The following is a 24,870-nucleotide window of genomic DNA, read 5'->3' as shown; positions in this document are numbered from 1 at the left end:
GAAGGCGGCCACTACATCAGCGTCACCGGCTACCACGACGGCGGCAAAACCGTCACCATCGCCGACAGCGCCGACCCCAACACCGCCTCCTACCAGATCAGCGTCGAGCACCTCGCCGACTGGATCGCCACCCGCGGCTACTCCACCAACTGACGCTGACCCCCACAACACCCACAACCAGCACCAACCGAAAGGGCCGGCCCCCACAAAGGGGGCCGGCCCTTCGCCATCACCACACCACGAACGACCCCCACCACGGGCCGACCCCCTCAGCCACCAACGGCCAGCCCCCACCACGGCGGCATCACCACGCCACCAAAGGCCGACCCCCACCCAGAGACCGGCCCTTCGCCGTACCCCCGCGACAAAGCCCAACCCCCACCAGAAAACAAAAGACCGACCCCGCGGCGTCACCACACCACCAGAAAAATCGACCCCCACCAGAGGACCGACCCCGCGGCGTCACCCCGCCACCAAAGGCCGACCCCCACCAGAGGACCGGCCCGCGGCGTCACCACGCCACGAAGGGCGGGTCACGCCACGCAGCCCTGGGCCACGCTGCCCGCTCCCCGGCCCGGGTCGAACCGAAGCCCGCTCCACATCGTCCCGGAGCCCGAGCAGCTCGGTGGACGGGTCGCCATCATGGGGTCGTGCAGCGGCGACGGGCCTAGCCCGGCCAGATGATTGGAACCGCCCGGGTCAGGACGGTTCAACTGTCCCCGACCCGGTACGGCTCAGAAGAGTGGTTGGAGGAGTCGGTGCGGGCGCTCGCGCAGCGCGACACTGACCGGATCCTGGCGTGGCTGGGCCGGTACGCCCGGTCCGGTGTGGGCCTCGACGTCGCCGGGTGACACGTCGACGCCGCAGGCGGGGCAGCGGCTCGCCGGGTCGAGTTCGGTGCCGCAGGTTGCGTGCCGGAAGGTCCGCAGCGGCTCTCCGGCGCCGTAGTGCCGTTCACTCCAGTTCCACAGCGGGTAGATCACGGACCAGAGCTCGACGCCCCGGTCGGTGAGCAGGTACTCGTCCCGGGGTGGGGAGTCCTGGTAGCGGCGGCGATGGAGGATCCCCACCTCGACCAGGTTGGCGAGCCGGTCCGCGAGCACGGCCCGGGGGATGTCCAGGTGCACGAGGAAGTCGCCGTACCGGCGTACGCCGTAGAAGGCGTCGCGGACGATGAGCAGCGTCCACCGCTCGCCGACCAGCTCCAGCGCCCGAGCCAGCGAGCAGTTCTGCCCTTCGTAGTTCTTCCCCAGTGCCATGCTGTGATCCTACCCCCAGTCGGTTCGTTCAACGAACCATCACTGCTACTGTCGGTTCGCTCACCGAACCGAGAGGCTTCCGCATGTCGACATCCGCAGGCGTCACCGCACCGGCCGCCGCCACCTCGCCACCAGGCGCATCCCGGTCCGACGCCCGAGCCCTCTTCGCGGTCTGCGCCGCGACCCTGCTCGTACTCATGAACTACACCGCGCCGGTGGCCGTGCTGCCCCAGACGGCGCGGAGCCTCGGGGCCGGACTCACCACCCAGACCTGGCTGATCAACGCGATCACCCTGGGGCTCGCGGCCACCCTGCTGGTCGCCGGCAGCCTCGGCGACGACTTCGGGCGCCGCCGCATCTTCCGGGCCGGTCTCGCGCTGCTCGCCGTCGGTACCGTCGGCAGCGCCGTGGCGCCCAACGCCGCCACGTTCGTCGCCGCCCGCATCGTGCAGGGCGCGGCCAGCGCCGCGATCCTCGCCGCCGGCCTGGGCCTGCTCGGGCACGCCTTCCATACCGCTCAGGGGCGGGCGCACGCCACGGCCCGCTGGGCCTCGATGCTCGGCGCCGGCATCGCGCTCGGCCCCCTGGCCTCGGCCGCCCTCACCTCAGCCGCCGGCTGGCGCTGGTTCTACGTGATCCTCGCGGCCCTGGCCGTACTCCTGGCGGGGTTCGGCGGGCGACTGCTCACCGAATCCCGTGCCGCGCGAGTCGCCCACATCGACGTACCGGGCGTGCTGACCCTCGGCGCGGGCCTGGCACTGCTACTCGTCGCCGTCACCGCCGGGCGTACCGGCTGGCTGCGGCCCACCGTGCTGATCCCGCTCGTACTCGGAGTGCTGCTGCTCGCCGCCTTCGTGGCGGTACAGGCCCGCGGCCGCGCCCCGATGCTCGACCTCGCCCTGTTCCGCCGGCCGGACTTCCGGATCGCCACCCTCGGGGCGTTCTTCACCGGGCTCGCCGCGCTCGGCCCGAGCACCGTCCTGCCCACCCTGGTACAGCAGCTGGTCGGCATCAGCGCGCTCGGCACCGCCGGGCTCGCCTTCGTCTGGGCGGGAGCGTCGTTCGTGGTCAGCAACCAGATGCGCCACCTCGGCACCCGCACCGCGCCCGCCCGGCAACTCGCCCTCGGCTTCCTGCTGACCGCCGTCGGCTACCTGGCCATGCTCGGTTACGCCGACGCCCACTCCTGGGCCCGCACCATCCCGGGACTGCTCATCTCCGGCGCGGGCAGCGGACTGCTCAACGCGGCGCTCGCCCGACTCGCCGTGACCAGTGTGCCGACGGACCGGGTCGCGATGGGCTCCGGAGCCAACAACACGGCCCGCTACGTCGGTTCCGCCCTCGGCGTCGCCGGCGCCGTCACGCTGGCCTCGAGCCTGCTGCCGGCCGGTCAGTCCAGCGGCTTCTCGGCCCACGGCGCCGACGCGGTCCTGCTGATCGGCAGCGTGGTGGCCGTACTCGGCGCCGCGACGGCCCTGATCCGGCGGCGAGCCGCAGCCCCGGTCCCGGCCGCCGGCTGACCGCAAGCCGCCACGTCGCATCGGTCCCGGCCGCCTGGCCGGGACCGATGCGGTGCTGGGACGGCAGATCGCCGCGGCACCGTCGCCCGAGCGGCAGCCCCTCGGACGACGGTGCCGGGCAGACCCTCAGACGGTGTAGCGGGCAGCCAGGTCGACGGTGCGTCGGGCGGCGGCGACCATCGCCCGGTCGGCGAAGCGGCCGTCCGGCAGCACCACGGTTCCCGAGTCCCGCCGGTGCGCGTCGGCGACGGCGGCCAGCAACTCTTGCGCCCGGGCCACCTCCCGCTCGGCGGGCCGGAACGCCTCGACGATCACCGGCAGCTGCCGCGGGTGGATCGCGGCCCGGCCGAGGAACCCGAGCCGCCGGCCCACCGCGCACGAGGCGGCCAGCCCGGCGGCGTCGACGACGTCGGCGTACACCGACATGGCCGGCGAGGGGAGACCAGCCGCGCGGGCGGCGACGACCACCCGGCCACGCGCCCAGGCCAGTCCGGCGTCGTCGCTCACCCCGAGATCCGAACGGAGGTCGGCCTCACCGAGGCCGATCGAGGCGACCGCCGGGTCGGCGGAGGCGATGGCGTAGGCGGCCTCCAGGCCCAACGCGGACTCGACGAGCGGATGCAGCGGCACGTCCACCCGGCCGGCGATGGACACCACCGTGGCGGGCGACTCCACCTTGGGCAACCGCAGCCCGGCCAGCCCGGGGCGACCGGCCACCGCCACGAGGTCGGCGTCCACGTCGGGGCCGGTCAGCTCGTTGACCCGCACCTGCACCGGCACCGGTTGTACGTCGGCGAGGAACTCGCCGACCGCGTCGCGGGCGTACGCCTTGCGCCCGGCGACCACCGCGTCCTCCAGGTCGAGGATGACCGCGTCGGCCCCCGAGGCCACCGCCTTGGCGAACCGGTCCGGCCGGTCGCCGGGCACGTAGAGCCAGGTGAGCAGCATCAGATGACCCCACGCTCGCGGAGCGCCGCCAGCTCGTCGGCGTCGAGCCCGAGCGCACCGAACACGACGTCGGTGTCCTGCCCGTGCCGGCGCCCGGCATACCGGATCTCCCCCGGCGTGTCGGAGAGCCGGAACGGCACGTTCTGCATCCGCACCTCGCCCAGTTCCTCGTCCGGCACGGTGCGGACGGTGCCGAGCGCCGCGTACTGCGGGTCGGCGAGGATGTCCCGCACGTCGTAGACCGGGGCGACCGCGGCCTGCGCCGCCTCGAACGCGGCGACCACCTCGTCCCGGTCCCGTTCGGCCACCCACGCGCTCACCGCGGCATCCAGCTCGTCGGCGTGCGCGGCCCGGCCGCTGCCGGTGGCGAACCACGGTTCGTCGACCAGCTCCGGACGGCCGACGAGCCGTACGACCCGTTCGGCGATGCTCTGCGCGCTCGTGGAGATCGCCACCCACCGCCCGTCCGCGCACCGGTACGTGTTGCGCGGAGCGTTGTTGTTGGACCGGTTGCCCAGTCGGGGCTGGATGTAGCCGAGCTGGTCGTACCAGGTGATCTGCGGACCGAGCATCGCCATGATCGGCTCGATGATGGCGAGGTCGACGACCTGCCCCACGCCGGTGAGGTCCCGGCTCCGCAGGGCCAGCATCACCGCGTACGCGGCGGCCAGCGCGGTCACCGAGTCGGCCAGCCCGAACGGGGGCAGGGTCGGCGGCCCGTCGGGCTCCCCGGTCGCCGCGGCGAAGCCGCTCATCGCTTCCGCGAGGGTGCCGAAGCCCGGCCGGCGGGCGTACGGGCCGACCTGACCGAAACCGCTGATCCGGGCGATCACCAGCCGTGGGTTGACCTCGTGCAGTTCGGCCGGGCCGAGGCCCCACCGCTCCAGCGTGCCCGGACGGAAGTTCTCCACCAGCACGTCGGCATCGGCCAGCAACCGCCGCAGCAACGCCGCGCCCTCGGGGTCGGAGAGGTTGCACGTCACGGTCCGCTTGTTGCGGCCGAGCACCTTCCACCAGAGCCCGACGCCGTCCTTGGCCGGGCCGTGTCCACGCGACGGGTCCGGCTTGGCGGGATGCTCCACCTTGATCACGTCGGCGCCGAAGTCGCCGAGGAACGCCGCCGCGAGCGGCCCGGCGAAGAGCGTTGCCAGGTCGACGACCTTCACGCCGTCCAGCGGCCCGGTCACCGGGTCACCTCCCCGGTTGCCGGCACCGCCGCTGCCAGGTCTGCCGCCACCCGGAAGCCGACCTGGTCGGAGCGGGTCAGGCCGGCACCGGTGAGCAGCAACTTCACCGACACCTCCGGCGGCTGCGGGCCGCCGTCGAAGTACCAGTCGGAACCCTCGGCCCGGTACCCGGCGCCACCCTTGAGGATCACGAAACGGGTCCGCCCGTCGTTGTGCTCGCTCTCGGTCAGGTTCCACACCAGCGGCTCCCGGCGGGCGAGCAGCCCGGCCTCGGCGGCCACCTGCCACTCGTCCTCCGTCGGCAGCCGCAACCCGGCCCAGGCCGCGTACGCCCGCGCGTCGGACAACTCGACCCCGGTGACCGGGGCATCCGCCGGCCCCTGCCCGGCGGTGAACCGCTCGGGGCGCACCGGCCGGTAGCCGGTGGCCCGCAGAAACTCGGCGTACTGGCGGTGGGTCACCTCGTGCACGCCGATGGCGAACCGGCCCAGGGTGACCGTGCGGTGCAGCGTGCCGGTGTGGTGCAGCCGCGGCGGGAGCGGCTTCCACTCGTCGACGTACGGCGTCTCGCCGTACAGCCCGGTCTCCCGCACCCGATGCCGGACCACCAGGTCCCGCCGGCCCGCCTCGACGGCCACCATGCCCGCCGGCACCTCGGTGACGGACGCCGACGGAACGCGGGTACGTACCGCGGCGCGCGCCGGGAACGATGCGTCCCCGGTGGGCGGCTCGTGCCGGGTGACCACGGCGTCGGTGAGCACGACGGCGGCGATCGCGCCGGCCGGCAGGGGTCCGCCAACCGCCACCCGGCCGTCACCGGCCTCGGTGACGGTGAGCTCGGCTCCGGTGACCAGGTCGACGAAGCGGCCGTCGGGCCGGGCCTCGGTGACCAGCCACGGCCCCTCGTGGTCGTCGCCGGTGTTCGCCACCGTCCACAGCGGCTCGTCGTCGTGGGTCCAGCGCGACGCGTACACCTGACCGGAGCCAGGGTGGTCGGCGAGCGGGACCCAGTCCTCGGAGCGCAACCAGGCGGCGTGGCTGGCCTGCACGCGACGCATCGCCCGCAGCACCGCGCGATCCCGCTCGTTCCAGCCGACCCAGACGCCGAAGACGCTCTCCCAGACCAGCACGCCGACGCCGTTGAGCCAGGCCGAGTGCAACTCCGCCAGGTGGTCGCGGTGCCAGCGGCGCGTGTGGTGCAGGACGTGGCGACGCTCGAACCACTTGGCACGCAGCACCCCGGGCACCGGCGAGTCGGCGAACCACTGCGCCCAGGACATCGCGTGGTCCGCGATGCGGGCCAGCGGGACGCGGCTCTCCCCCTCCAGCACCAGGCCGGGACGAACCTTGTCCAGCGCGGCGCGCAGCTCGCCGGCGCCCTCCTTCAGGGTGTCCAGGAAGACCCCGTCGACGCCGAGCTTCCCGGCCAGCGCCGCGACCTCGTCGGCGTCGCTGCCCGGCTCACGCCGGGTGCCCGTGTCCCACGGGTTGTAGTCGACGAAGACGCGCACCCCGCGAGCCTGGAAGGCCCGCACCACGTCGGGTAGTTCCGGCACGTCCCGGTACCAGTCGAACTGGTTGCGGTCGTCCAGGCCGATCACCGGGTACGCGTGCCAGAGCACCACACCGTCGAACCCGCCGAAGTCCCGCTCGGCGGCGTCGAGGAACGCCTCGACGGTGAAGACACCTCGCTCGTGGTCGTAGAGCGTCTCGTCCCAGAGCCAGGCCAGGCACACCGAGAAGCAGTCGCCGGTGATCTCGTCGTAGTGCGCGCCGGTGTAGCCGAGGCGCTCACGGGCGTCCGCCCGCCATCGGGTCAGCTGCGCACGCCAGGCGGGCCACCGCGCCGGATCGTCCGGGGCGGAGAAGATCTTCGCCTCGTCCAGCGTGGTCAGGTCGGTGTCGTCGGCGAGCGGCACCGCTGTGGGCCGGTCGATCGGACGTGGGACGTACGGGTTGAAACTCACGGTGCACCTCGGTAGGTCACGTCGTACAAGGCGTCGATGGCGGCCCGTTCGGGCAGCGCGGTGGACGCGCCGGGGCGCTGGGCGCAGGCCGCACCGGCGGCGCAAGCCCAGCGCAGGCTCGCCGCGACGCCGTCCGGGTCGACGTCGCCGCCGCGCTCGGCCCAGGAGACGGCGAGCGCGCCGGTGAACGCGTCGCCCGCGGCGGTGGTGTCCACCGCGTCGATCTGCGGCGCCGGGATCTCCAGCCGCTGCCCGTGCCGGTCGGCGTACGCGGCACCACGCGCGCCGAGGGTCAGCACCACCCGCGGTACCCGCTCCAGCAGTGCGTCGAGCAGCGCCGCCGGCTCGTCGGAGACCACCCCGGCGACGATGGCGGCCTCGTGCTCGTTGACGACCAGCACGTCGACCAGGTCGAGCAGCTCCGCCGGGAGCGCGGCCGCCGGGGCGGCGTTGAGCACCACCGTGGTGCCGTCGGCCCGGGCCCAGCCGGCCGCCCGGACCACGGTCGGCAGTGGCACCTCCAGTTGGAGCAGGAGCACGTCCGCCGCGGCGATGGTCGCCCGGTCCTCGTCGGTCAGGTCGGTGAGCGCACCGTTGGCGCCCGGGGCGACCACGATGAAGTTCTCCGCCGAACGGTCCACCGCGATCAACGCGACACCGGACGCTCCGGGGACGGTACGCAGGCCGTGCACGTCCACACCGGAGTCGACCAGGCTCGCCCGTAGCTGCGTGCCGAAGTCGTCGTCGCCGACCGCGCCCACGAAGTCGCAGGCCGCGCCGGCCCGGGCCGCGGCGACCGCCTGGTTGGCGCCCTTGCCACCGGGAACGGTGTGGAAGTGCTCGCCGAGCACCGTCTCGCCGGGGCGGGGCAGCTGCGGGGCGGTGACCACCAGATCCAGGTTGGCGCTGCCCACCACCACCACACGTGCGCTCATGCCGTCCTCCCTTGCGTCCGCGCCACCGTGTCGACCGGCGTACCGCTCACGACCCGGCTCCGGCCAGGGCCCGGGTACGCTCCGCCAGCTCGTCGAAGCCGATCCCGTCGAAACCGGCGATGCTGCTCGCCAGCCGGTTGCGCAGCGGCGCGATCCAGCGGGCCGGCAGTTCCGCCGCGCCGGTGAGCGCGCCACTGACCGCGCCGACCGTAGCGCCGTTCGAGTCGGTGTCCCAGCCGCCGCTGACCACCGCGCAGATCGACCTCTCCAGGTCGCCTCGCCCGTACGCGAGGGCGGCGGCCACCAGAGCGGCGTTGTTGCGTACGTGCACCCAATGCAGGTGGCCGTGCCGCGCGTACAGCTCGTCGACCACCTGCTCCCAGTCGTCGGCGCCCGCGCCGAGGGCACGGGCCTCGCGGACGGTGGCCGCGAAGCGGCTGCGGGGCGGCAGGACCGCCTCGGCCGCGTCGAGCACCTGGTCCACATCCGTGGCGACCGGCGCGGCAGCGGCGAGCGCGGCCGCCCAGATCGCCCCGTGCACCCCGCCCCGGACGTGGCTGACCGCGGCGTCCCGGACGGCCAGCTCGGCGGCCAGGTCCGGCCGGCCCGGGTTCACCCAGCCGTACACGTCGGTGCGGATCTGGGCGCCGATCCACTCGCGGAACGGGTTGTGCCGCCGTGCGCTCTCCGGTGGGGCGAACCCGAGCAGCAGATTGCGGTAGGCCACCCGCTCGGCGGTGAACACCCGCCCGCCCGGCAGCCAGTCCAGCCAGGCCTGCGCCACGTCAGCGCTGGTGAAGTCCCGCCCGTGCGTCTCCAGCACGCGCAGCGCCAGCAGCGGGTAGTTCAGGTCGTCGTCCTCGGGCATCCCGTCGATGTTCTCGGCGAGGCTCGTCGGCGCGCTGCGTCGGTTCCACGGCCAGCGGGCCGCCACCTCGGCGGGCAGCCCCTGGGCGGTGAACCAGTCGCGCAGCGGCCAGCGGCCGGTCGCGGTCAGGATCTCCCGGATCCCCTGGCGGGGAATCTTCTCCACCGGCTTGCCGAGCAGGCAACCGGCCGCCCGGCCGAGCCACCCGCCGTGCAGCCGGTCGTACGACACCTCGGTCGGCAGGGACCAGGTGGCCGGCCAGGACACCCGCAGGCCGGCCACGTCGTCCGGCTCGTCGCCGGCGTCGACCGCCGGCAGCGCGTCGGCGGCGTCGAGCAGCTCCACGGCGAGGGCCCGCAACCGCGGGGTGGCCGGGGTCGGCGAGGCACCGCTGACCGGCGGGGCGAGGTCGCCGCCGGCTGCGGTCCACCGCTGCGCGAGCGCCGTGACGTCACGGCCCTCGTCGCGGCTGGCCGCCAGTTCGTGCGGCAGCAGGTCCTCCGGCTGCACCCAGGTGATCCTCATCGGACCGGCTTCCCGTCGGCGGCGCGGTTCCCCTGCGGAGGCACCGCCTCCGCCTGCCGGAGACCGGTGGGCGTGCCGCTCGTCAACCCGGTGAACCGCTCCGCGCGCCGCGTGAAGCGGGTCTGGTCGCGCTCGAAGACTTCACCCGCCACGGCCGCGAGCACCCGGCCCGGCTCGACGAGGTCGGTTCGGGACGCGGTGGCGACGGCCTCGGCCCACTCCGCCGGGACCGCGGCGGCCCCGCCGAGCGCACCGGCGATCGCGCCGGCCATGGTGGCGGTCGAGTCGGCGTCCCGGCCGTAGTTCACCGAGCCGAGCACCGCGGGGCGGTACTCGCCGCCGGCCACCACGAGCATGCCGATCGCCACCGGCAGCTCCTCGATGGAGTGCAGCCGGCTGGGGCGGCGCGCCCCCAGTCCGGGGCTGCGGTACTCCTCCCCCACCGTGTCGTAGGGGGCCACCGCCGCCCGCAGCGCGGGGATCGCGGCCTTCCAGTTGTGGTGGGCCCGGGCCTCCTTCACCACGGCGTCGATGGCCGCCCGGGTTCCGTCGCGGGCCAGGTCCAGCGCCGCGGCGACCACGTCCTCGACGGTCGCGCCGGGGGTGGCGGCCGCGGCGACGGCGGCGGCGAAGACCGCGGCCGCCTCCCGTCCGTAGCTGTGCTGGTGGGCTCCGGCGATCTCCACCGCCTCGGCGTACGCCCCGGCCGGATCACCGGCGTTGACGATGCCGACCGGGGCCATGTACATGGCCGCGCCGCAGTTGACGATGTTGCCGACCCCGGCCTCACGCGGATCCACGTGCGCGTGGTGCAGGCGGGTGACCAACCACCGCTCGGCGGCCGCGAGGCGGTGGAAGGTCACCCCGTTGCGCTCCAGGTCGGGGATGTAGACCACCCGCTCGATCAGGTCGGGCACCAGTAGGTCCACCACGTCGTACGCGTCGAGGTGGTCGCGCTTCGCCGCGTAGGCGCGGACCAGGGCATGGGTCATCAACGTGTCGTCGGTGATGTGCCCGTCGCCCTTGTGGTACGGCGCGAGTGGCCGTGCGGTGGCCCAGTCGGCGTGGTACGGGGGCACGATGCCCTCGACCCAGCCGCCGAACCGGGCGCGGATCTGTTCCGGCAGGGCTGTCTCCGTGGCGCCGCCGAGGGCGTCGCCGACGGCCGCGCCGACCAGGGATCCGACCGATGTGTCGAGCAAGAGTGACATGTGCTTACCTCAGAACCTGCTTGCCACCGTCGACCAGCTGCGTGGCGAGCTGGTCCAGGGTGATCTTGTTGGCGAAGTACTGCTGGAAGGCCGGAGTGGCGTACTTGGTCTTCCACTCCGGGTAGCCGTCGGCCATCTGGAACGGGGCGACGGTCAGGTCAGCGGCGCTGTCCGCGGCGACGTCCCAGCCCTGCTTGCCGCCGGTGAGCTTGACCAGCTCCTCGTTGGCCTGCTTGCCGGTCGGCACCAGCCAGTCCCCCTTGGCCAGGGCGGCCATGTTGGTGGGGTTCAGGAAGTACTCGAGGAACTGGGCCGCCTGCTTCTTGTGCTTCGAGTCCTCGCTGATCGACAGCGTCTGCGGGTTGGCCGCCTGCAGGCTGGACAGCCCCTTGATCGGCGGGAGGGTGACCCACTCGAAGCCGGCCGGCGCCTGCTCGACCATCTGCTGGCGCAGCGACACCGAGCCGGGCAGCATCGCGTACTTGCCGCCGAAGAAGCCGGGCAGGGTGTCCGCGCCGCTCATGCCGAGGGCCTCCGGCGAGGCCGACTTGGCGGTGTAGAGCATGTCGTGGATCCGCTTCGGGACCTCCTTCTCCGCGTCACCGACCTTGACCTCGGTGCGCCCGCCGTCGGTGTAGAAGAACTTGCCGTCGAAGTTCAAAGCGAGGTTCAGCACGCGGTTGGTCGGCGACTTCAGCGCCCAGGCCGCGCCGTACTGGCCGGGCTTGGTGAGCTTCTGCGCGTTGGCCTGGAACTCGTCCCAGGTCCAGCCGCTGTCGGCCGGCGGCACTGTGACGCCGGCAGCGTCGAGCAGCTTCTTGTTGGCGATGACGACCTGCGACTCCAGCAGGAACGGGACGCCGGTGACCTTGCCGTCGAACGTCGCCGTGTCCCAGATCCCCTTGTCGATCTGGCCCTTGAAGTCGTCGGAGAGCAGCTCGGACACGTCAGCCAGGTAGCCCTGCTTGCTGAACTCGCCGATCGAGGCCGCCTCGTAGTGCACGATGTCCGGCGCGTCGCCGCCCTCGAAGGAGGTCAGCAGCTGGTCGTGCACCGAGTTCCAGTCACCCTGGACGTACTCGACCTGGATGTCCGGGTGCTCGGCGTTCCACTTGGCGACGAGGTCCTTGTTGGCCTGCAGCGACTCCTTCTGCCAGGCGAGGCTGAGGAAACGCAGCTTGACCGGACCGGATGTGGCCTCGTCGTCGCCGCCGTCACCGCAGGCGGCGATCATGCCGAGGCCGACGACCGCGACCGCGGTGGCCGCGGCCAGTCGGCGGAATCGGGTACGGAGCATGGGGGTGTACCTCCTTGGTGGTGGTTGGGGGGGGGACGGGTTCAGCCCTTGACCGCACCGGCGAGCGAGCCGGACGAGAGCCGGCGTTGCATGAACGCGAAGAAGATCAGGCTGGGCAGCGTGGCCAGCAGCGAACCGGCGGCGAGCGGCCCGAGGCGTGCGGTGCCCTCGATGCCCACGAACCGGGCCAGCGCGACCGGGAGGGTCGCCAGCTCGGGCGTCTTGATCAGCACCAGGGCGAAGAAGAACTCGTTCCACGCCGAGATGAAGGAGAACAGGGCCGTCGCCACCAGGCCGGGCGCGAGCAGCGGGAAGACGACCCGACGCAGGACCTGTGCCCGGGTGGCGCCGTCGACGGACGCGGCCTCCTCCAGCTCACGCGGGATGTTCCGGACGAAGCCCTGCAGCATCCAGAGCGCGAACGGCAGCGCCCAGACCACGTAGATCAGCACCAGACCGGCGTGCGTGTTGGCCAGTCCGACCTGCCGCAGCACGAGGAAGATCGGGATGATCAGCAGTACGAACGGGAAGAGCTGGGAGAGCAGCACCCAGCCCAGCGCCACGGTGCCGAGCTTCGAACGGAACCGGGCCAGGGCGTACGACGCCGGCATGGCGACGAGCACGGTCAGCACCGCCGAGGCCAGCGAGACCTGGAGGCTGTTGAGGGCCGCCCGGCCCAGCTCCTGCTCGGTGAAGGCCTGGACGAAGTTCTGCAGGGTCGGGTTGGTGGGGATCAGTGTGGGGTGCAGCTGCACCAGTTCCCGCGGCGGCTTGAACGCCGTCGAGAGGAGCCAGATCAGCGGGAACCCGAGGAAGATCAGGTAGCCGGCGAGGGCCACGTACTGGAGCGTCCGCCCGGTGCGGCTCGGTCTACCGAACATTACTGGCCTCCGATCAGGACTGCGGGGCTCGAGAGCTCACTCATCGCTGCGATCACGACTAGTTCGCCTCCCTCAGTCGACGGCGGAGATAGATGGCGAGCAGCGCCACGATGATCACGACCATGGCGTTGCCGAGCGCGGCGGCGTAGCCGTAGTTGCCGTAGCGGAACGCCTCCTCGTAGGCGAAGAGCATCGGCAGCATCGTCTTGCCGCCCGGCCCGCCCGCGGTGAGCACGTAGACCAGGCCGAACGAGTTGAAGTTCCAGATGAAGTCCAGCGAGGTGATCGCGACGATGACCGGGGCCAGCGCGGGCAGCGTGACGTGCCGGAACCGGTGCCACGGGCTCGCGCCGTCGACCGCCGCCGCCTCGTGCAGCTCGCGGGCGACCCCCTGCAAGCCGGCGAGCAGGACGACGGTGGTCTGCGGCATACCGGCCCAGACCCCGACGATGATCACCGCCGGTAATGCCGTGCTGAAGTCACCGAGCCAGTTCGCTCGTAGCCCGTCGGCGCCGATGCGGTAGAGGAACTCGTTCAGCAGGCCGGCATCCGGGTGGTACACGAGCTTCCAGAGGATGCCGACCACGACCGGGGGCATCGCCCACGGCACGACGGCGAGCACCCGCGCCACGCCCCGGAACCGCAGCTGCTGGTTGAGCAGCAGGGCCAGCCCGAGGGCGAGCACGAACTGGAGCGCGGTCACCCCGAAGGCCCAGAACAGACCGATCTTGAACGAGTTCCAGAAGAGCTCGTCGCCGAGGAGTTGCCGGTAGTTCTCCAGGCCGGTGAAGTTGACCTCGACGTTGCGTCCGGCACGGGCGTCGGTGAAGCCCAGGTAGATGCCGCGCACCAACGGGAAGACCGACAGCAGCAGGATCGGCAGCAGCGACGGCAGCAACAGCAGGTAGATGGCGGTCCGGTCGGATCGGGACCGGCCCGGACGGCTGGATCGTCCGGGGCGTTTCACGTCCGAACGCTCGGCGAGCGTGGTCATGCGGTCACCCCTTCGCTGGACGGGTGGGTGGGCGTGGGCGCTGTCGGCCCGTCGAGCGGATCGGCGGACGGGCGGGCGGCCGGTAGCGTCGCGCCGCTTGAGGCGCGTACGGCGAGGCTGGGCGGCACCTGCTCGCGTCGCGGCGGCAGGGTCGGATCGGCGATACGTTGCAGGAGCAGTTCGGCGGCGCGACGCCCACGCTCGGCCGAACCGAGCGAGACGCTGGAGAGCTGGGGGAACATCATCTGGGCCAGCTCGGTGTCGTCCATGCCGACCAGCGCGACGTCCTCGGGCACTCGCCGGCGTGCGGCCAGCAGGGCGTGCAGCGCGCCGACCGCGATGAGGTCGTTGGCGCAGACCAGCGCGTCCGGTGAGGCGCGGGCGAGCAGCCGGACGGCTGCGGCCCGGCCGGCCGCGTACTGGAAGTCACCCACCTCGACGAGCTCCTCGTCGAGGTGGATCCCGTGCCGGGCCAGCGCGGCACGGAAACCTGCGTCACGGGCCGCGCCCGGGACGGTGTCGAGCGGACCGTTGACGAAGCCGATCCGGCGCCGGCCGGTGGCGAGCAGGTGGTCCACGGCCAGGGCGACGCCGCGCCGGGAGTCGGTGCGAACGTTGTCGACGGGCGCGTCCGCGCCGAGTTGACCGATCACCACCACCGGCACCGGGCTGCCGACCAGCGCACCGAGGTGGTCGTCGGTCACCCGGATCGGCGAGATGATCATCCCGTCGACGTAGCGGTTGGCGAGCCGCCGCAGCAGCGTCGTCTCGTTGTCGATCCGTCCGCCTGTGGCGTGCACCACCAGTTGCCGGCCGGACGAGGCGACTACCGCCTCGATGGCCCGCATCATCGCCACGTACACCGGGTTGCCGATGTCCTCGACGGCGAGCGCGACCAGTCCGGTGCGCTGGGACTGCAGCGAACGGGCGATCGCGTTGGGGACGTACCCCACCTCGGCGGCCGCGGCGCGCACCTTGCGGATGGTCTCCGGGCTGCCGCCGACGCCGTTGAGGACGCGGGAGGCGGATGCGATGGAGACACCGGCGCGGGCGGCCACGGTGTGAACCGTCGGCCGGCCGTCCGCCGACTCCTGTAAACGTTTACGACCCACGTTCCGCACCTCCGCCCGATCGCTGTAAACGTTTCCGGCGAGTCTGCGCCTGGTTTCGCCGCGAGGTCAAGGCCTCGTTACGGAAACGTTTCCAACCAGCCTGACCAGCCGGTACTGATCCGGCCGGGGACCGCCAATGCGGCAGAGGACCGACATTTCGAGCGAACGCGCACGGCCGGGCCGAGCAGCTCGCCGAGGCCCGCCCGCCCGGCGGCCTCAGTCACGCAACCGGGCACCCTGGGGCGTTGATCGACTCGGGTTCCTTGATCTCGGGGCATCGCGGCCGGGAGGACACCCCGAGATCAAGGAACCCGAGTTGACCATCCGCGCGCCCCCGCGCAGGATCGGCGCAAGCCCTCGGAAGCGCCGCTCAGGAACGCCGCTCGCGCTCCTGGGCGAGCCGCTCGTCGAGGCGACCCAGTTCGTAAATGGCGTTCAAATTCGTGGGAAGCCGGGTCACGTTCTCGGCGGTGTCCTCGGGCCCGGGTGGCACCGGCCCGCCGGGGGCCGCCACCGGGTCCGGGGTCGGGACGGCGGGCGCCTGACGCCGCCGCACCAGCAGGACCACCGGCAACGCCAGAACGCCGACGGCGAACAGCAGGGCAGCCCACCGCAGCACCGGGTCGGTCCGGACGACGGTCGGCACCGCGAGACGATCCGAGGTGGACGGTGGCGCGTCAGGCGTCCCGGCGGGTTGCGGCACCACCGTCACCACGACGCTGGGTTGCTGGGCGCCACCAGGGCGTACGACGACCGGACCCGGGACGGCGCCGGGGGCGTTCGTCGGCGCCCCACTGGGCACGGGCGCCGAGGGGGCGAGCGAACCAGGCGTGGGAATCGACGTGGCGGACGGGCCGGGCGTCGTGGGCGTCGCGGACGGCGGATCCGATGGCGGACCGGACGGCGGGGCGGACGGCTCGCCGTCGTCGCCGGCACCCAGCAGGCCGTCGACGAGACTTCCGAGGCCGCCGACCAGGCCGCCGAGCAGACCGCCGGGCACCGACGGGGACGGCGACGGCTCCGGCGCGGGCGCCATCGCGAGAGTCAGGGCGAGCGCGGCCACCACACGCATGGGTTCACCTCGGTAGGGGTCGATATGGGAGGCACGGTACCGCACGTTGCGGCGGCCCGGGATTCCACCCGTCCGGGGACTCTTTCCCCTCCCTCCGGCCCGCCTGGGCGGTAACGCCGGCACGGCGCTCCCGCGCCCGCCGCGTCCGTCCGGTCAGGACGGCAGGCCGCCGACCCGGGTGTCGTTCCAGGACCGGATCGCAGTCCTGTGCGGTACGAGCGGCCGGGGCGAAGTCGGGCGTTCAGGCCACCGCGCTTCGCACACCGAGACCGACCAGGATCACGCCGGCCAGCCGGTCGAGCAGGCGGCGGGCGGTGGTCGTGCGCAGCAACTTGACGGCGACGCCGGAGAGGACGGTCCAGCCGGCCAGCCAGCAGGTGTGCAGGGCGGCGTGCCCGGTGGCGAGGAGCAGCATCGGCGCGAGCACCGGCCGGTCCGAGTCGAGGAACTGTGGCGCGAGGGTGAGGTAGACGGCGGCCGCCTTCGGATTCAGCACGTTGCCGAGCAATCCCTGCAGGTAGGGGTGATTCACGTGCCACGGCAGCCGGGGCAGGCGGCTCCGTGCCGAGCGGGACGCGGTCACGCCGTCCTGAGCTGCGGCCGGCGGACGGCGCCCGGAACACGCCGACGAGGCGCGACGGGCCGCGGACCGGAGCAGCCACAGCCCGAGCCCCACCAGGTACGCGGCGCCGATCAGCTTGACCGTCCAGAACGCCCGCGACGAGGCGAGCACCAGCGCGGCGAGCCCCGCGGCGGCCAGTGCCGCATGGACGTAGAGCCCGGTCACCGTCCCGAGGATCACCCACCAGCCCTGCCGCCGTCCGCCTGCGGCGACTCGTGAGACGACCAGGGTGAGGCTCGTGCCGGGGGCCATTGTGATCGGTGCGACGGCGACGAGGAAGCCGAGCAGCGCCACACCCCCCGCGCTCACACCACCACCCGGTAGTGGGTCGTGAACAGCCCCGCGTCGTCATAGACGTGGAACGCGACGCCGGGCGGCTGCGCCTGGGTGGTCAGGCGCCCCTCTCCTTCCCACGGCATGCGCAGGGTCGAGACGACTCCCGGCGCGATCCGCAGGGGACGACCGGCGAAGGTGCTCGCCGCCGGGGTGTGGAAGTGCCCGGTCAGCACGGCGACGACCTGCGGGTGGGCGGCGACCAGCTCGGCCAGGGGCTCGGCGGGCAGCAGCCGCGTCGGATCGATCACCGGATGGTGCAGGGCGACCGGCGGGTGGTGGAACGCGACGAAGGTCGGCGTGTCGACCGGCACGGAGTCCAGCTCGACGGCGAGCCACTCCATCGTCTCCGCGTCGAGGTGACCGTCGTCCTTGCCCGGCACGGTGGAGTCGGCGAGCAGGAAGACGGCGCCGGCCAGGTCGTGCCGGGTGTTGATCGGGCCGGTCGCGCCGGAGTCGTCGCCGAGCAGCCCCTTGCGGTACGCGGCGCGCACGTCGTGGTTGCCCGGGCAGACGAGGACCGGCGTCGGGGAGGCGAGCAGGCGCGCGGCGAGCTCGTACTCCGCCACCTCGCCGTGGTCGGCGATGTCACCGGTGACCAGGATCGCGTCGACCGGCCGCGGCAGTTCATTCAGGTGGTCCATCACGCGGGCGGTCCGCTCGGCCGACCGCGGATGGCTGTCGAGGTGGGTGTCGCTGAGGTGAGCGATGACGAGCACGGGCCGCCCCCTAATGGTTGGACGCATCTGAAGCGTTAGGGACGCTACAGTTGATCTCACCGGCCGCGCAAGCCGGATCCCGAACCGGAGGAGACGGATGGAACAGCACGCCGCACTGGCCCTGACCGGCACGATCCGGCACGACGGCAACGGCGGCGTGGCCGACGACCTCGACGACGTCACCGGCCTGGCGACGTGGCTACGCGAAAACGCCACCTCGCTGCAGCCGTACGTCGGCGACCTCGACGTCCTCGGCGTCGCCGACGAACGCACCCGGCGGGACGTCGTGGCGCTGCGCCGGGCGGTGCGCAGCCTCTTCGCGCAGGCCGTCCGGCCCGGCCCACCCAGCCGGGCCGATTCGGCGTCCCTGCTCTCCCCGCAGGAGGCCGTCGACCAGCTCAACGAGGCCGCCGCGGCGGTGCCGGTGTCCCCGGTGCTGACCTGGTCACCGGATGCCGCCCCCACGCTCGGGTGGCAGAGCGGGGCCATCGACGTCCGGCTGCGCCTCGTCGCCGGACTCGCCCGGGCCGCCGCGGAGTTCCTCACCGGCCCGGCCCGCGAACGCCTGAGGGCCTGCCCCGCTCCGCGCTGCGTGCGCTACTTCGTGCAGGAGCACCCACGCCAGGCGTGGTGCAAACCCTCGTGCGGCAACCGCGCCCGGGTGGCCCGTCACTACCGGCGCCAGACCGCCGAACGGTAGCCGGCCTCCCCCGGCACCGCGTCGACCCGCCTGTTACGCCCCCGCCAAGCTGCCGTAGCGGCCAGGGTGAGCCTGCCCGCGTGATGGCGCCGGTGAACCCCGATGCCGCTCCCGCCCACGGTGACCGGGCCGATGGTCCGACCGGGGACGGATCTCCGAAGCCGCTGCGCGGACCGGATCCCCGCAGCTAGCGTCTGACGCGAAGAGTTTTCGCGGAGGGCGGGGCGGGCGGAATCGGCAGCCGGACACGGGCCCGTGCGGGCCGGACGGCCTGCACCGCCGATCGCCCCGGCGCGCGACCATCCCGACGCGCAGAGCCGGTACCGAGTCCGCACGGAAGGCTTCGCCATGCCCGCAACGAGCTCGACCAACCCCGGCGCGCCCGACGCCGAGGCGGAGACCGGCGGGCACCCGAAGCGCTGGGCCGCGCTGGCGGTCATCGCGATCGCGCAACTGATGGTGGTGCTGGACGCCACCATCGTGAACATCGCGCTCCCCCACGCCCAGGCCGACCTCGGCATCAGCGACGCCAACCGGCAGTGGGTGGTGACCGCGTACACGCTGACGTTCGGCGGCCTGCTGCTGCTCGGCGGCCGGATCGCCGACTACTCGGGCCGCAAGCGCGCCTTCATCGTCGGCACGGTCGGCTTCGCGCTCGCCTCCGCCATCGGCGGTCTCGCCGGCGACGGCGCGATGCTGTTCGGCGCCCGCGCCCTGCAGGGTGCGTTCGGCGCGCTGCTCGCGCCGGCCTCACTTGCATTGCTCACCGTCCTGTTCACCGAGACCCGGGAACGCGCCAAGGCATTCGCGGTCTACGGCGCGATCGCCGGTGGCGGCTCCGCCGTCGGCCTCCTGCTCGGCGGCGTGCTCACCGAGTACGCCAGCTGGCGCTGGTGCCTGCTGGTCAACATCCCGGTCGCCGCCGTGGCGCTGATCGCCGCGCTTCCGCTGGTGCCGGAGAGCCGGGCGCACGGCGACACCCGGTACGACGTACCCGGCGCGCTGGTGGTCACCGCCGGCCTGGTGAGCCTGGTGTACGGCTTCACCCAGGCCGCCGAGGACGGCTGGACCGCTGCTCCGACGCTCACGTTCATCCTGGTCGGCGTGGCGCTGCTCGCCGTGTTCGTACTGATCGAGCTGCGCTCCAGGAATCCGCTGCTGCCGATGCGGATCCTGCTGGACCGCAACCGTGGCGGCGCGTACCTGGCCTCCGCGCTCATCGGCGCGGGTCTGTTCGGGGCATTCCTGTTCCTGACCATCTACCTGCAGACGGTGCTCCGCTACACGCCGTTGGAGGCCGGGCTCGCCTCACTACCGGTCACCGCCGGTGTGCTGCTCGCCGCGGGCGGCGCCAGCCAGCTGCTGCCCCGCATCGGAGCCAAGCCGCTGATGCTCGGCGGCGCGGTGCTCGCAGCGGCGGGCATGGTGGCGCTCACCCAGGTGGACGTGGACACCTCCTTCGTCGCCCTCCTGCTCCCCGCCCAGATCGTCCTCGGCCTCGGTCTCGGCTTCACGTTCGTCCCCCTGTCCAGCCTCGCCCTGTACGGGGTGCCCGAGCACGACGCGGGCGCGGCCAGCGCGACGCTCAACGCCACCCAGCAGATCGGCGGGTCCCTCGGCACCGCACTGCTCAACACGCTGTACACCAGCGCCGTCGCCGGCTACCTGGCGACCCGCACGCCGGATCCGATCGTCCAGGTCCGGGCTCTGCTGCACGGCTACTCGGTGGCCTTCGCCTGGGCTACCGGGCTGATCCTGCTCTCCGGCCTGACCACCCTGTTCCTGATCAAGGTGCGCCGGCAGGACGTGCCCACCGGCGGCCCGGCGCATCTGGGCTGAACCGGCCGGCCGGACTGCCGTTGCCGGGCCGGACCATGGCCATCGCTTCGGCAGGCGCACTCGACACATCGGTGCCACGAGCGTGCTGACTGTGAGGCCGACTCCCACCCGGCGGCCGGGCACACCGGGCCGGAGGTCCGTCACGTCACCCGATCGCGGCCGACCTCGCACGTTGGGCTGCGGCGCGCTCGGATGCGTCCGATTCTTGACCTGGCCGGCGCGGGCCGCAGGGTCAAGCGCCGGCACAGGAACGGCGGTGACGGGCGAGGAGACCGGGTGGCGACGTACGAGTACCGGTGTCCGCGTGACGGTGACTTCGAGGTGCGACTCCCCCTGGGCCAGGCCGGGGCGTCGGTCAACTGCCCCGAGTGCCGGCGGCAGGCCACACGGATCTGGTCCGCGCCGCTGCTGGCCCGGACGCCGCGCGCGCTCGGTGCGGCCCTCGACCGGGCCGCGCGGAGCGCGGAGACACCCGAGGTCGTGTCGCGTATCCCCGGAAGGCGGGCCGTGTCGCCCGCGCCGGTCCACCCGGCTCGCGCCCGGCTGCCCCGACTGTGACTCCACCGGCGGTCCCGCAGCCACGGGAACCCGCCGACCCAGACCGAAGATCACCACCATGGCGGGCGGTGTGACGAAGGGAAGCGGCTGATGCCCGAGGTCATCTTTGCCTTGGACTCGACGAAGCGGTTCACCGAGCAGGAGAAGATCGGACACAACCGGTGGCATCCCGACATCCCGCCCGTCGCGACGGTCAAGCCGGGCGCGACGTTCCGGGTGCACTGCCGGGAGTGGTTCGACGGCGAGATCCACAACGACGACTCCGCGGACGACGTCCGCGACGCGCCGCTGTCCATCGTGCACGCGCTGAGCGGCCCCTTCGCCGTACAGGGCGCCGAGCCCGGCGACCTGCTGATGGTCGACATCCTCGACGTCGGGCCGATCCCGCAGGAGGATTCCGGTCCACTCGCCGGCCAGGGCTGGGGATACACGGGCATCTTCGCCAAGCAGAACGGCGGCGGCTTCCTCACCGAGCAGTTCCCCGACGCGTACAAGGCGATCTGGGACTTCAGCGGGCAGCGGGCGACCTCGCGCCACATTCCCGGCGTCTCCTTCACCGGCATGATCCACCCCGGCCTGATGGGTACGGCACCCTCCGCCGAGCTCCTGGACAGGTGGAACCGGCGGGAGCGGACGCTGGCGGAGACGGATCCGGACCGGGTGCCGCCGCTGTCGCTGCCGCCGTTGCCGCAGGACGCGGTTCTCGGCACGCTGACCGGTTCCGACTACGAACGGGCGGCCGCGGTGGCGGCGCGAACCGCGCCGCCCCGGGAGAACGGCGGGAACCAGGACATCAAGAACCTCACCAAAGGCTCGCGGATCTTCTATCCGGTCTACGTACCCGGCGCGAACCTGTCCGTGGGCGACCTGCACTTCTCCCAGGGGGACGGGGAGATCACGTTCTGCGGTGCGATCGAGATGGGCGGCTTCGTCGACCTGCACGTCGACCTGATCAAGGACGGGATGCGGACGTACGGGGTGACGGAGAACGCGATCTTCCTGCCGGGCAACAACAACCCGCAGTACTGCCAGTGGCTCGCCTTCTCCGGGATCTCGGTGACCCTGGACGGGCAACAGCGCTACCTCGACTCGCAGCTGGCGTTCCAGCGCGCCTGCCTGCACGCCATCGACTACCTCACGAAGTTCGGCTACAGCCCGGAGCAGGCGTACCTGATCCTGGGTGCGGCGCCGATCGAGGGCCGCTTCTCCGGCGTGGTGGACATCCCGAACTCCTGCGCTACGGTCTACCTCCCCACGGAGATCTTCGACGTCGACGTCCGCCCCTCGGCGACCGGCCCGACGCGCGTCGCGCAGGGCGCGAAGGCGCCGAAGTCGACCTTCTGAGAGCGGACACTTGGGTCGCGAAGGGTCCTATCGCTGCGCGCCCGCCGCCTCGGGCCAGCGCGGGGCACACCACGACCTCCCGTGAAGCCGAGTCTCGTTCACGGCGAATCGGGAGACGCCGTCGGCCGGGACACACCGCGAGGGGGCGGGGCGGAGGCCGGGGCCACCAGGTGCCAGACTCCGAGACCGGCGGCCGGGTGGACACGTACGGTTCAGCAGCGACCGGGCACCCGAGCCGTGAGCGGGAGGGAAGGCGCCGTGAGTGACCAGTTCGAGCCCGGCTCGGAGCCGGCGGACGTGACGGCGGCAATCGATCCTGCCGCCCCGCCGAGCGGCACGGGCTGCCTGGAGTGTGACTCCACCGGCGGATGGTGGTTCCACCTGCGCCGCTGCGCGGCCTGCGGGCACATCGGCTGCTGCGACTCCTCGCCCAGCCAGCACGCGACCGCGCACGCCGCCGCGACCGGCCACCCGATCATCCAGAGCTTCGAGCCCGGCGAGTCCTGGTTCTGGGACTACTCCAACGACCAGTTCTTCAAGAGCGGGCCCGCGTTGGCCGAGCCGAGCTCGCACCCCCTCGATCAGCCGGCGCCCGGCCCGCACGGCCGCGTACCCGCCGACTGGCAGACCCGGCTGCACTGACCGCGCCGCGAGGCTCACCGCGGCCGCCCGAGCCGGAGCAGTGCTCGGACGCCCGCGGGCCGAGCGTCGTGGCGAAGATCATTGCCGGGCGCGCGGGCAGGTCGGGTAACTTCCGATCACGTGACAGCACCGAACGCGCAGGTGGCAGCTACTATCCGCGCGATGCGCCCGGACGATCTCACCGCCGCCGCCGACCTACTGGTCCTCAGCGCGGGCGACGACAAGCGACACCGACTGCTGGAGCGGCTGGCCAGCACGGAGCCCGACGAGGTCCACCACGCCCTCGTCGCCGAGCGCTCCGGCGTGATCATCGGCGCCGGAAAGCTCATCGCCGAGCCGGCCTGGCCGGGCACCGTGGCCGCGCTGGTGGCCGTCGCCCCGCACGAGCGCGGACGCGGAATCGGCACCGCGCTCGCGAACGAGCTGGCCACCTGGGCGCGGGGCAACCTGGGCCCGCAGCACGTGGTGACCAGCACCCTCAGGGACGACCTGGAGCGCGGCCGCGGATTCGCCGCACGGTACGGCCTGACCGTCACGCACCACAGCGTCGGCTGGCGCTTCGACCTGGCCGGGCGCGGCGACGAGCTGACGGAGCGCGCGGCACGCAGCGCCGACGCCGCAGGGGTACGGGTCCGCGTCGCCGACTTCCGGGCCGAGGAGGCGATGGTCCTCGACTGCATCACCCGCAGCCTGCCCGGCCTGCCGGTACCCGGCGCCGAGGATCAGGACGTCGACGTCTCGCAGGCCCATCGGCTCTTCACGGACGACGCGGTCGTGCTGCTGGCCGAGCCACGTGACGAACCCGGATCGCCGCCGTGTGGACTGACCATCGTCACACCCCAGTCCGACGGCGGCGACTGGTACACGGTCTACACCGGCGTGGCGGTCGACCACCGCGGCCGGGGAGTGGCCACCGCCCTGAAGGCCGCCGCTCTCCTGGAGACCCACGGGCGCGGCGCGACCGCGGTGAGCACGCACAACGACGACGGCAACGAGGCGATCCTGCGCACGAACCGTGCGTTCGGGATGCGGCCGAGCGTCGGCTACTGGAGCCTGGCTCACCGCGACGACATCCGCCAAGACTGACGCAGGAACGGGTGACGGCCCAACGGCCGCCACCCGCGCCTCAACCCTTCACGCACACCACCTGCTTGAGGTGTGCGACCACCTCGACCAGGTCCTCCTGCTGCGCCATCACCTCGGTGATGTCCTTGTACGCGCCCGGGATCTCGTCCACCACCCCGGCGTCCTTGCGACACTCCACACCCTGCGTCTGCGCCGCGAGGTCGTCGGTGCCGTAGGTGCGCTTCGCCTGCGCCCGCGACATCCGCCGCCCCGCCCCGTGCGAGGCCGAGCAGTAGGCGTCCGGGTTCCCCTTTCCGCGCACGATGTACGACCCGGTGCCCATCGAGCCCGGGATGATGCCCAGATCGCCCCGGCCGGCCCGGATCGCACCCTTGCGGGTCACCAGCACGTCCACCCCGCCGTAGCTCTCCTCCGCCACGTAGTTGTGGTGGCAGGAGATCGGCTCGTCGTAGCGCACCTGCGGGAACCGCTCCCGCACCACGTTGCAGAACACCGCCAGCATCACCGCCCGGTTGCGGCGCGCGTACTCCTGCGCCCACCAGAGATCCCGACGGTACGCATCCATCTCCGGCGTACCGGCGAGGAAGACCGCGAGGTCCCGGTCGGGCAGGTCGGCGTTGTGCGGCAGCCGGCGGGCGATCCCGATGTGCCGCTCGGCCAGCTCCTTACCGATGTTGCGGGACCCGGAATGCAGCATCAGCCACACCCGCCCCTCGTCGGCGCCGCCCTGCTCGATGCAGACCTCGATGAAGTGGTTCCCGCCGCCGAGCGTGCCCAGCTGCCGCTGCGCGCGGACCTCCAGCTGCGCCACCCGGCGGTCGAGGTCGGCGAAGCGCCGCCAGAAGTCGTCCCAGCCGCCCTGCTCCAGGCCACGTACCCGCCGCGGATCGACGGCCTTCTCCCGCTGCGCGAAGCCGACCGGGATCGCCGCCTCGATCGCCGAACGCAGCCCCGCGAGGTCGTCGGGCAGGTCTGCGGCGGTCAGCGAGGTACGCACCGCCGACATCCCGCAGCCGATGTCCACGCCGACTGCCGCCGGCGAGACGGCCTGCCGCATCGCGATCACCGAACCGACCGTGGCGCCCTTGCCGAAGTGGACGTCCGGCATCACCGCGACGCCCTCCACCCACGGCAGCGTCCCGATGTTGCGCAGTTGCTTCGCCGCGTGCGGCTCAATGCCGTACGGGTCGGTCCAGACCCGTACCGGCGCGCGGGTGCCGGCCAGCGTGTTGAAACCCATCGAAGTCTCCT

The 24,870-nt window shown here is 72.8% G+C and carries 22 protein-coding genes and 1 pseudogene; 8 read left to right on the top strand and 15 right to left on the bottom strand.

From position 1 onward, the window contains the following. Positions 1-153: pseudogene (locus AB0F98_RS31085) on the top strand (phytochelatin synthase); the annotation flags it as partial. Between the two features lie 581 nt (positions 154-734). Here AB0F98_RS31085 and AB0F98_RS31080 read toward each other — a convergent pair. Continuing rightward, the gene (locus tag AB0F98_RS31080; RefSeq protein WP_357742922.1) at positions 735-1,259 is read right to left on the bottom strand and encodes a helix-turn-helix domain-containing protein; all 525 of its coding nucleotides are present in this window, start codon (positions 1,257-1,259) and stop codon (positions 735-737) included. Positions 1,260-1,342: 83 nt separating this feature from the next. On the opposite strand from AB0F98_RS31080, the gene AB0F98_RS31075 reads away from it, so the two are divergent. After that, positions 1,343-2,779 (top strand): MFS transporter, encoded by a 1,437-nt coding sequence (locus tag AB0F98_RS31075; RefSeq protein ID WP_357742919.1) that lies wholly within the window; start codon positions 1,343-1,345, stop codon positions 2,777-2,779. A 126-nt stretch (positions 2,780-2,905) separates the two neighbouring features. Here AB0F98_RS31075 and AB0F98_RS31070 read toward each other — a convergent pair whose 3' ends face one another. From AB0F98_RS31070 to AB0F98_RS31010, 13 genes are all read right to left on the bottom strand, one after another. Further along, positions 2,906-3,727 carry a CoA ester lyase gene (locus tag AB0F98_RS31070; RefSeq protein WP_357742916.1) on the bottom strand — a complete coding sequence of 274 codons (822 nt, stop codon included), beginning with the start codon at positions 3,725-3,727 and terminating at the stop codon, positions 2,906-2,908. Beyond that, positions 3,727-4,914, bottom strand: a complete 1,188-nt coding sequence (locus AB0F98_RS31065) for a CoA transferase (protein WP_357742913.1) — start codon at positions 4,912-4,914, stop codon at positions 3,727-3,729. The genes AB0F98_RS31070 and AB0F98_RS31065 overlap by 1 nt, the downstream gene beginning before the upstream one ends. Next, a complete protein-coding gene (locus tag AB0F98_RS31060; RefSeq protein ID WP_357742910.1) occupies positions 4,911-6,881 on the bottom strand; it encodes an SUMF1/EgtB/PvdO family nonheme iron enzyme in 1,971 nt (656 codons plus the stop codon). Before AB0F98_RS31060 ends, AB0F98_RS31065 begins: the two co-directional genes overlap by 4 nt. Further along, on the bottom strand, positions 6,878-7,816 hold the full coding sequence (locus tag AB0F98_RS31055) for a ribokinase (RefSeq protein WP_357742906.1): 939 nt from the start codon (positions 7,814-7,816) through the stop codon (positions 6,878-6,880). The genes AB0F98_RS31060 and AB0F98_RS31055 overlap by 4 nt, the downstream gene beginning before the upstream one ends. A 46-nt stretch (positions 7,817-7,862) precedes the next feature. Continuing rightward, on the bottom strand, positions 7,863-9,209 hold the full coding sequence (locus AB0F98_RS31050; RefSeq protein ID WP_357742903.1) for an ADP-ribosylglycohydrolase family protein: 1,347 nt from the start codon (positions 9,207-9,209) through the stop codon (positions 7,863-7,865). After that, positions 9,206-10,420 (bottom strand): ADP-ribosylglycohydrolase family protein, encoded by a 1,215-nt coding sequence (locus AB0F98_RS31045; RefSeq protein ID WP_357742900.1) that lies wholly within the window; start codon positions 10,418-10,420, stop codon positions 9,206-9,208. Before AB0F98_RS31045 ends, AB0F98_RS31050 begins: the two co-directional genes overlap by 4 nt. Positions 10,421-10,424: 4 nt before the next feature. Then, on the bottom strand, positions 10,425-11,717 hold the full coding sequence (locus AB0F98_RS31040; RefSeq protein ID WP_357742897.1) for a sugar ABC transporter substrate-binding protein: 1,293 nt from the start codon (positions 11,715-11,717) through the stop codon (positions 10,425-10,427). A gap of 41 nt (positions 11,718-11,758) precedes the next feature. Next, a complete protein-coding gene (locus AB0F98_RS31035) occupies positions 11,759-12,598 on the bottom strand; it encodes a carbohydrate ABC transporter permease (RefSeq protein ID WP_357742894.1) in 840 nt (279 codons plus the stop codon). 58 nt (positions 12,599-12,656) lie between these two features. Next, entirely contained in the window at positions 12,657-13,592 is a 936-nt protein-coding gene (locus AB0F98_RS31030) for a sugar ABC transporter permease (protein ID WP_357742891.1), read from the bottom strand. Beyond that, positions 13,589-14,704, bottom strand: a complete 1,116-nt coding sequence (locus AB0F98_RS31025; protein WP_357742888.1) for a LacI family DNA-binding transcriptional regulator — start codon at positions 14,702-14,704, stop codon at positions 13,589-13,591. Before AB0F98_RS31025 ends, AB0F98_RS31030 begins: the two co-directional genes overlap by 4 nt. Before the next feature lie 370 nt (positions 14,705-15,074). After that, positions 15,075-15,776 carry a hypothetical protein gene (locus AB0F98_RS31020; RefSeq protein ID WP_357742884.1) on the bottom strand — a complete coding sequence of 234 codons (702 nt, stop codon included), beginning with the start codon at positions 15,774-15,776 and terminating at the stop codon, positions 15,075-15,077. A gap of 241 nt (positions 15,777-16,017) precedes the next feature. Continuing rightward, on the bottom strand, positions 16,018-16,707 hold the full coding sequence (locus AB0F98_RS31015) for a LysE family translocator (protein WP_357742881.1): 690 nt from the start codon (positions 16,705-16,707) through the stop codon (positions 16,018-16,020). Next, positions 16,704-17,450: a phosphodiesterase gene (locus tag AB0F98_RS31010; RefSeq protein WP_357742878.1), complete on the bottom strand. Its 747-nt coding sequence runs from the start codon at positions 17,448-17,450 to the stop codon at positions 16,704-16,706. Before AB0F98_RS31010 ends, AB0F98_RS31015 begins: the two co-directional genes overlap by 4 nt. A 97-nt stretch (positions 17,451-17,547) precedes the next feature. On the opposite strand from AB0F98_RS31010, the gene AB0F98_RS31005 reads away from it, so the two are divergent. From AB0F98_RS31005 to AB0F98_RS30980, 6 genes are all read left to right on the top strand, one after another. After that, complete coding sequence (locus AB0F98_RS31005; RefSeq protein WP_357742875.1) at positions 17,548-18,150, top strand: ABATE domain-containing protein; 603 nt, start codon at positions 17,548-17,550, stop codon at positions 18,148-18,150. A gap of 348 nt (positions 18,151-18,498) precedes the next feature. Then, positions 18,499-19,989: an MFS transporter gene (locus AB0F98_RS31000; protein WP_357742872.1), complete on the top strand. Its 1,491-nt coding sequence runs from the start codon at positions 18,499-18,501 to the stop codon at positions 19,987-19,989. A 276-nt stretch (positions 19,990-20,265) separates the two neighbouring features. Further along, positions 20,266-20,547, top strand: coding sequence for a zinc ribbon domain-containing protein (locus AB0F98_RS30995; RefSeq protein WP_357742869.1), 282 nt, complete (start codon positions 20,266-20,268; stop codon positions 20,545-20,547). Positions 20,548-20,637: 90 nt separating this feature from the next. Further along, positions 20,638-21,891, top strand: coding sequence for a formamidase (fmdA, locus tag AB0F98_RS30990; protein ID WP_357742866.1), 1,254 nt, complete (start codon positions 20,638-20,640; stop codon positions 21,889-21,891). A gap of 258 nt (positions 21,892-22,149) precedes the next feature. Next, complete coding sequence (locus AB0F98_RS30985; RefSeq protein ID WP_357742863.1) at positions 22,150-22,533, top strand: UBP-type zinc finger domain-containing protein; 384 nt, start codon at positions 22,150-22,152, stop codon at positions 22,531-22,533. A gap of 162 nt (positions 22,534-22,695) precedes the next feature. Beyond that, a complete protein-coding gene (locus AB0F98_RS30980) occupies positions 22,696-23,619 on the top strand; it encodes a GNAT family N-acetyltransferase (RefSeq protein ID WP_357742860.1) in 924 nt (307 codons plus the stop codon). Between the two features lie 40 nt (positions 23,620-23,659). Here the strand turns inward: AB0F98_RS30980 and AB0F98_RS30975 are convergent, their stop codons facing one another. Beyond that, positions 23,660-24,859, bottom strand: coding sequence for an RtcB family protein (locus tag AB0F98_RS30975; RefSeq protein WP_357742858.1), 1,200 nt, complete (start codon positions 24,857-24,859; stop codon positions 23,660-23,662). Positions 24,860-24,870: the final 11 nt, after the last annotated feature.

The organism is Micromonospora sp. NPDC023737 (assembly GCF_040639715.1).
GTDB lineage: Bacteria > Actinomycetota > Actinomycetes > Mycobacteriales > Micromonosporaceae > Micromonospora.
Note: the sequence above shows the minus strand (reverse complement) of the source record. Positions and strands in the feature narration are given on the sequence as shown.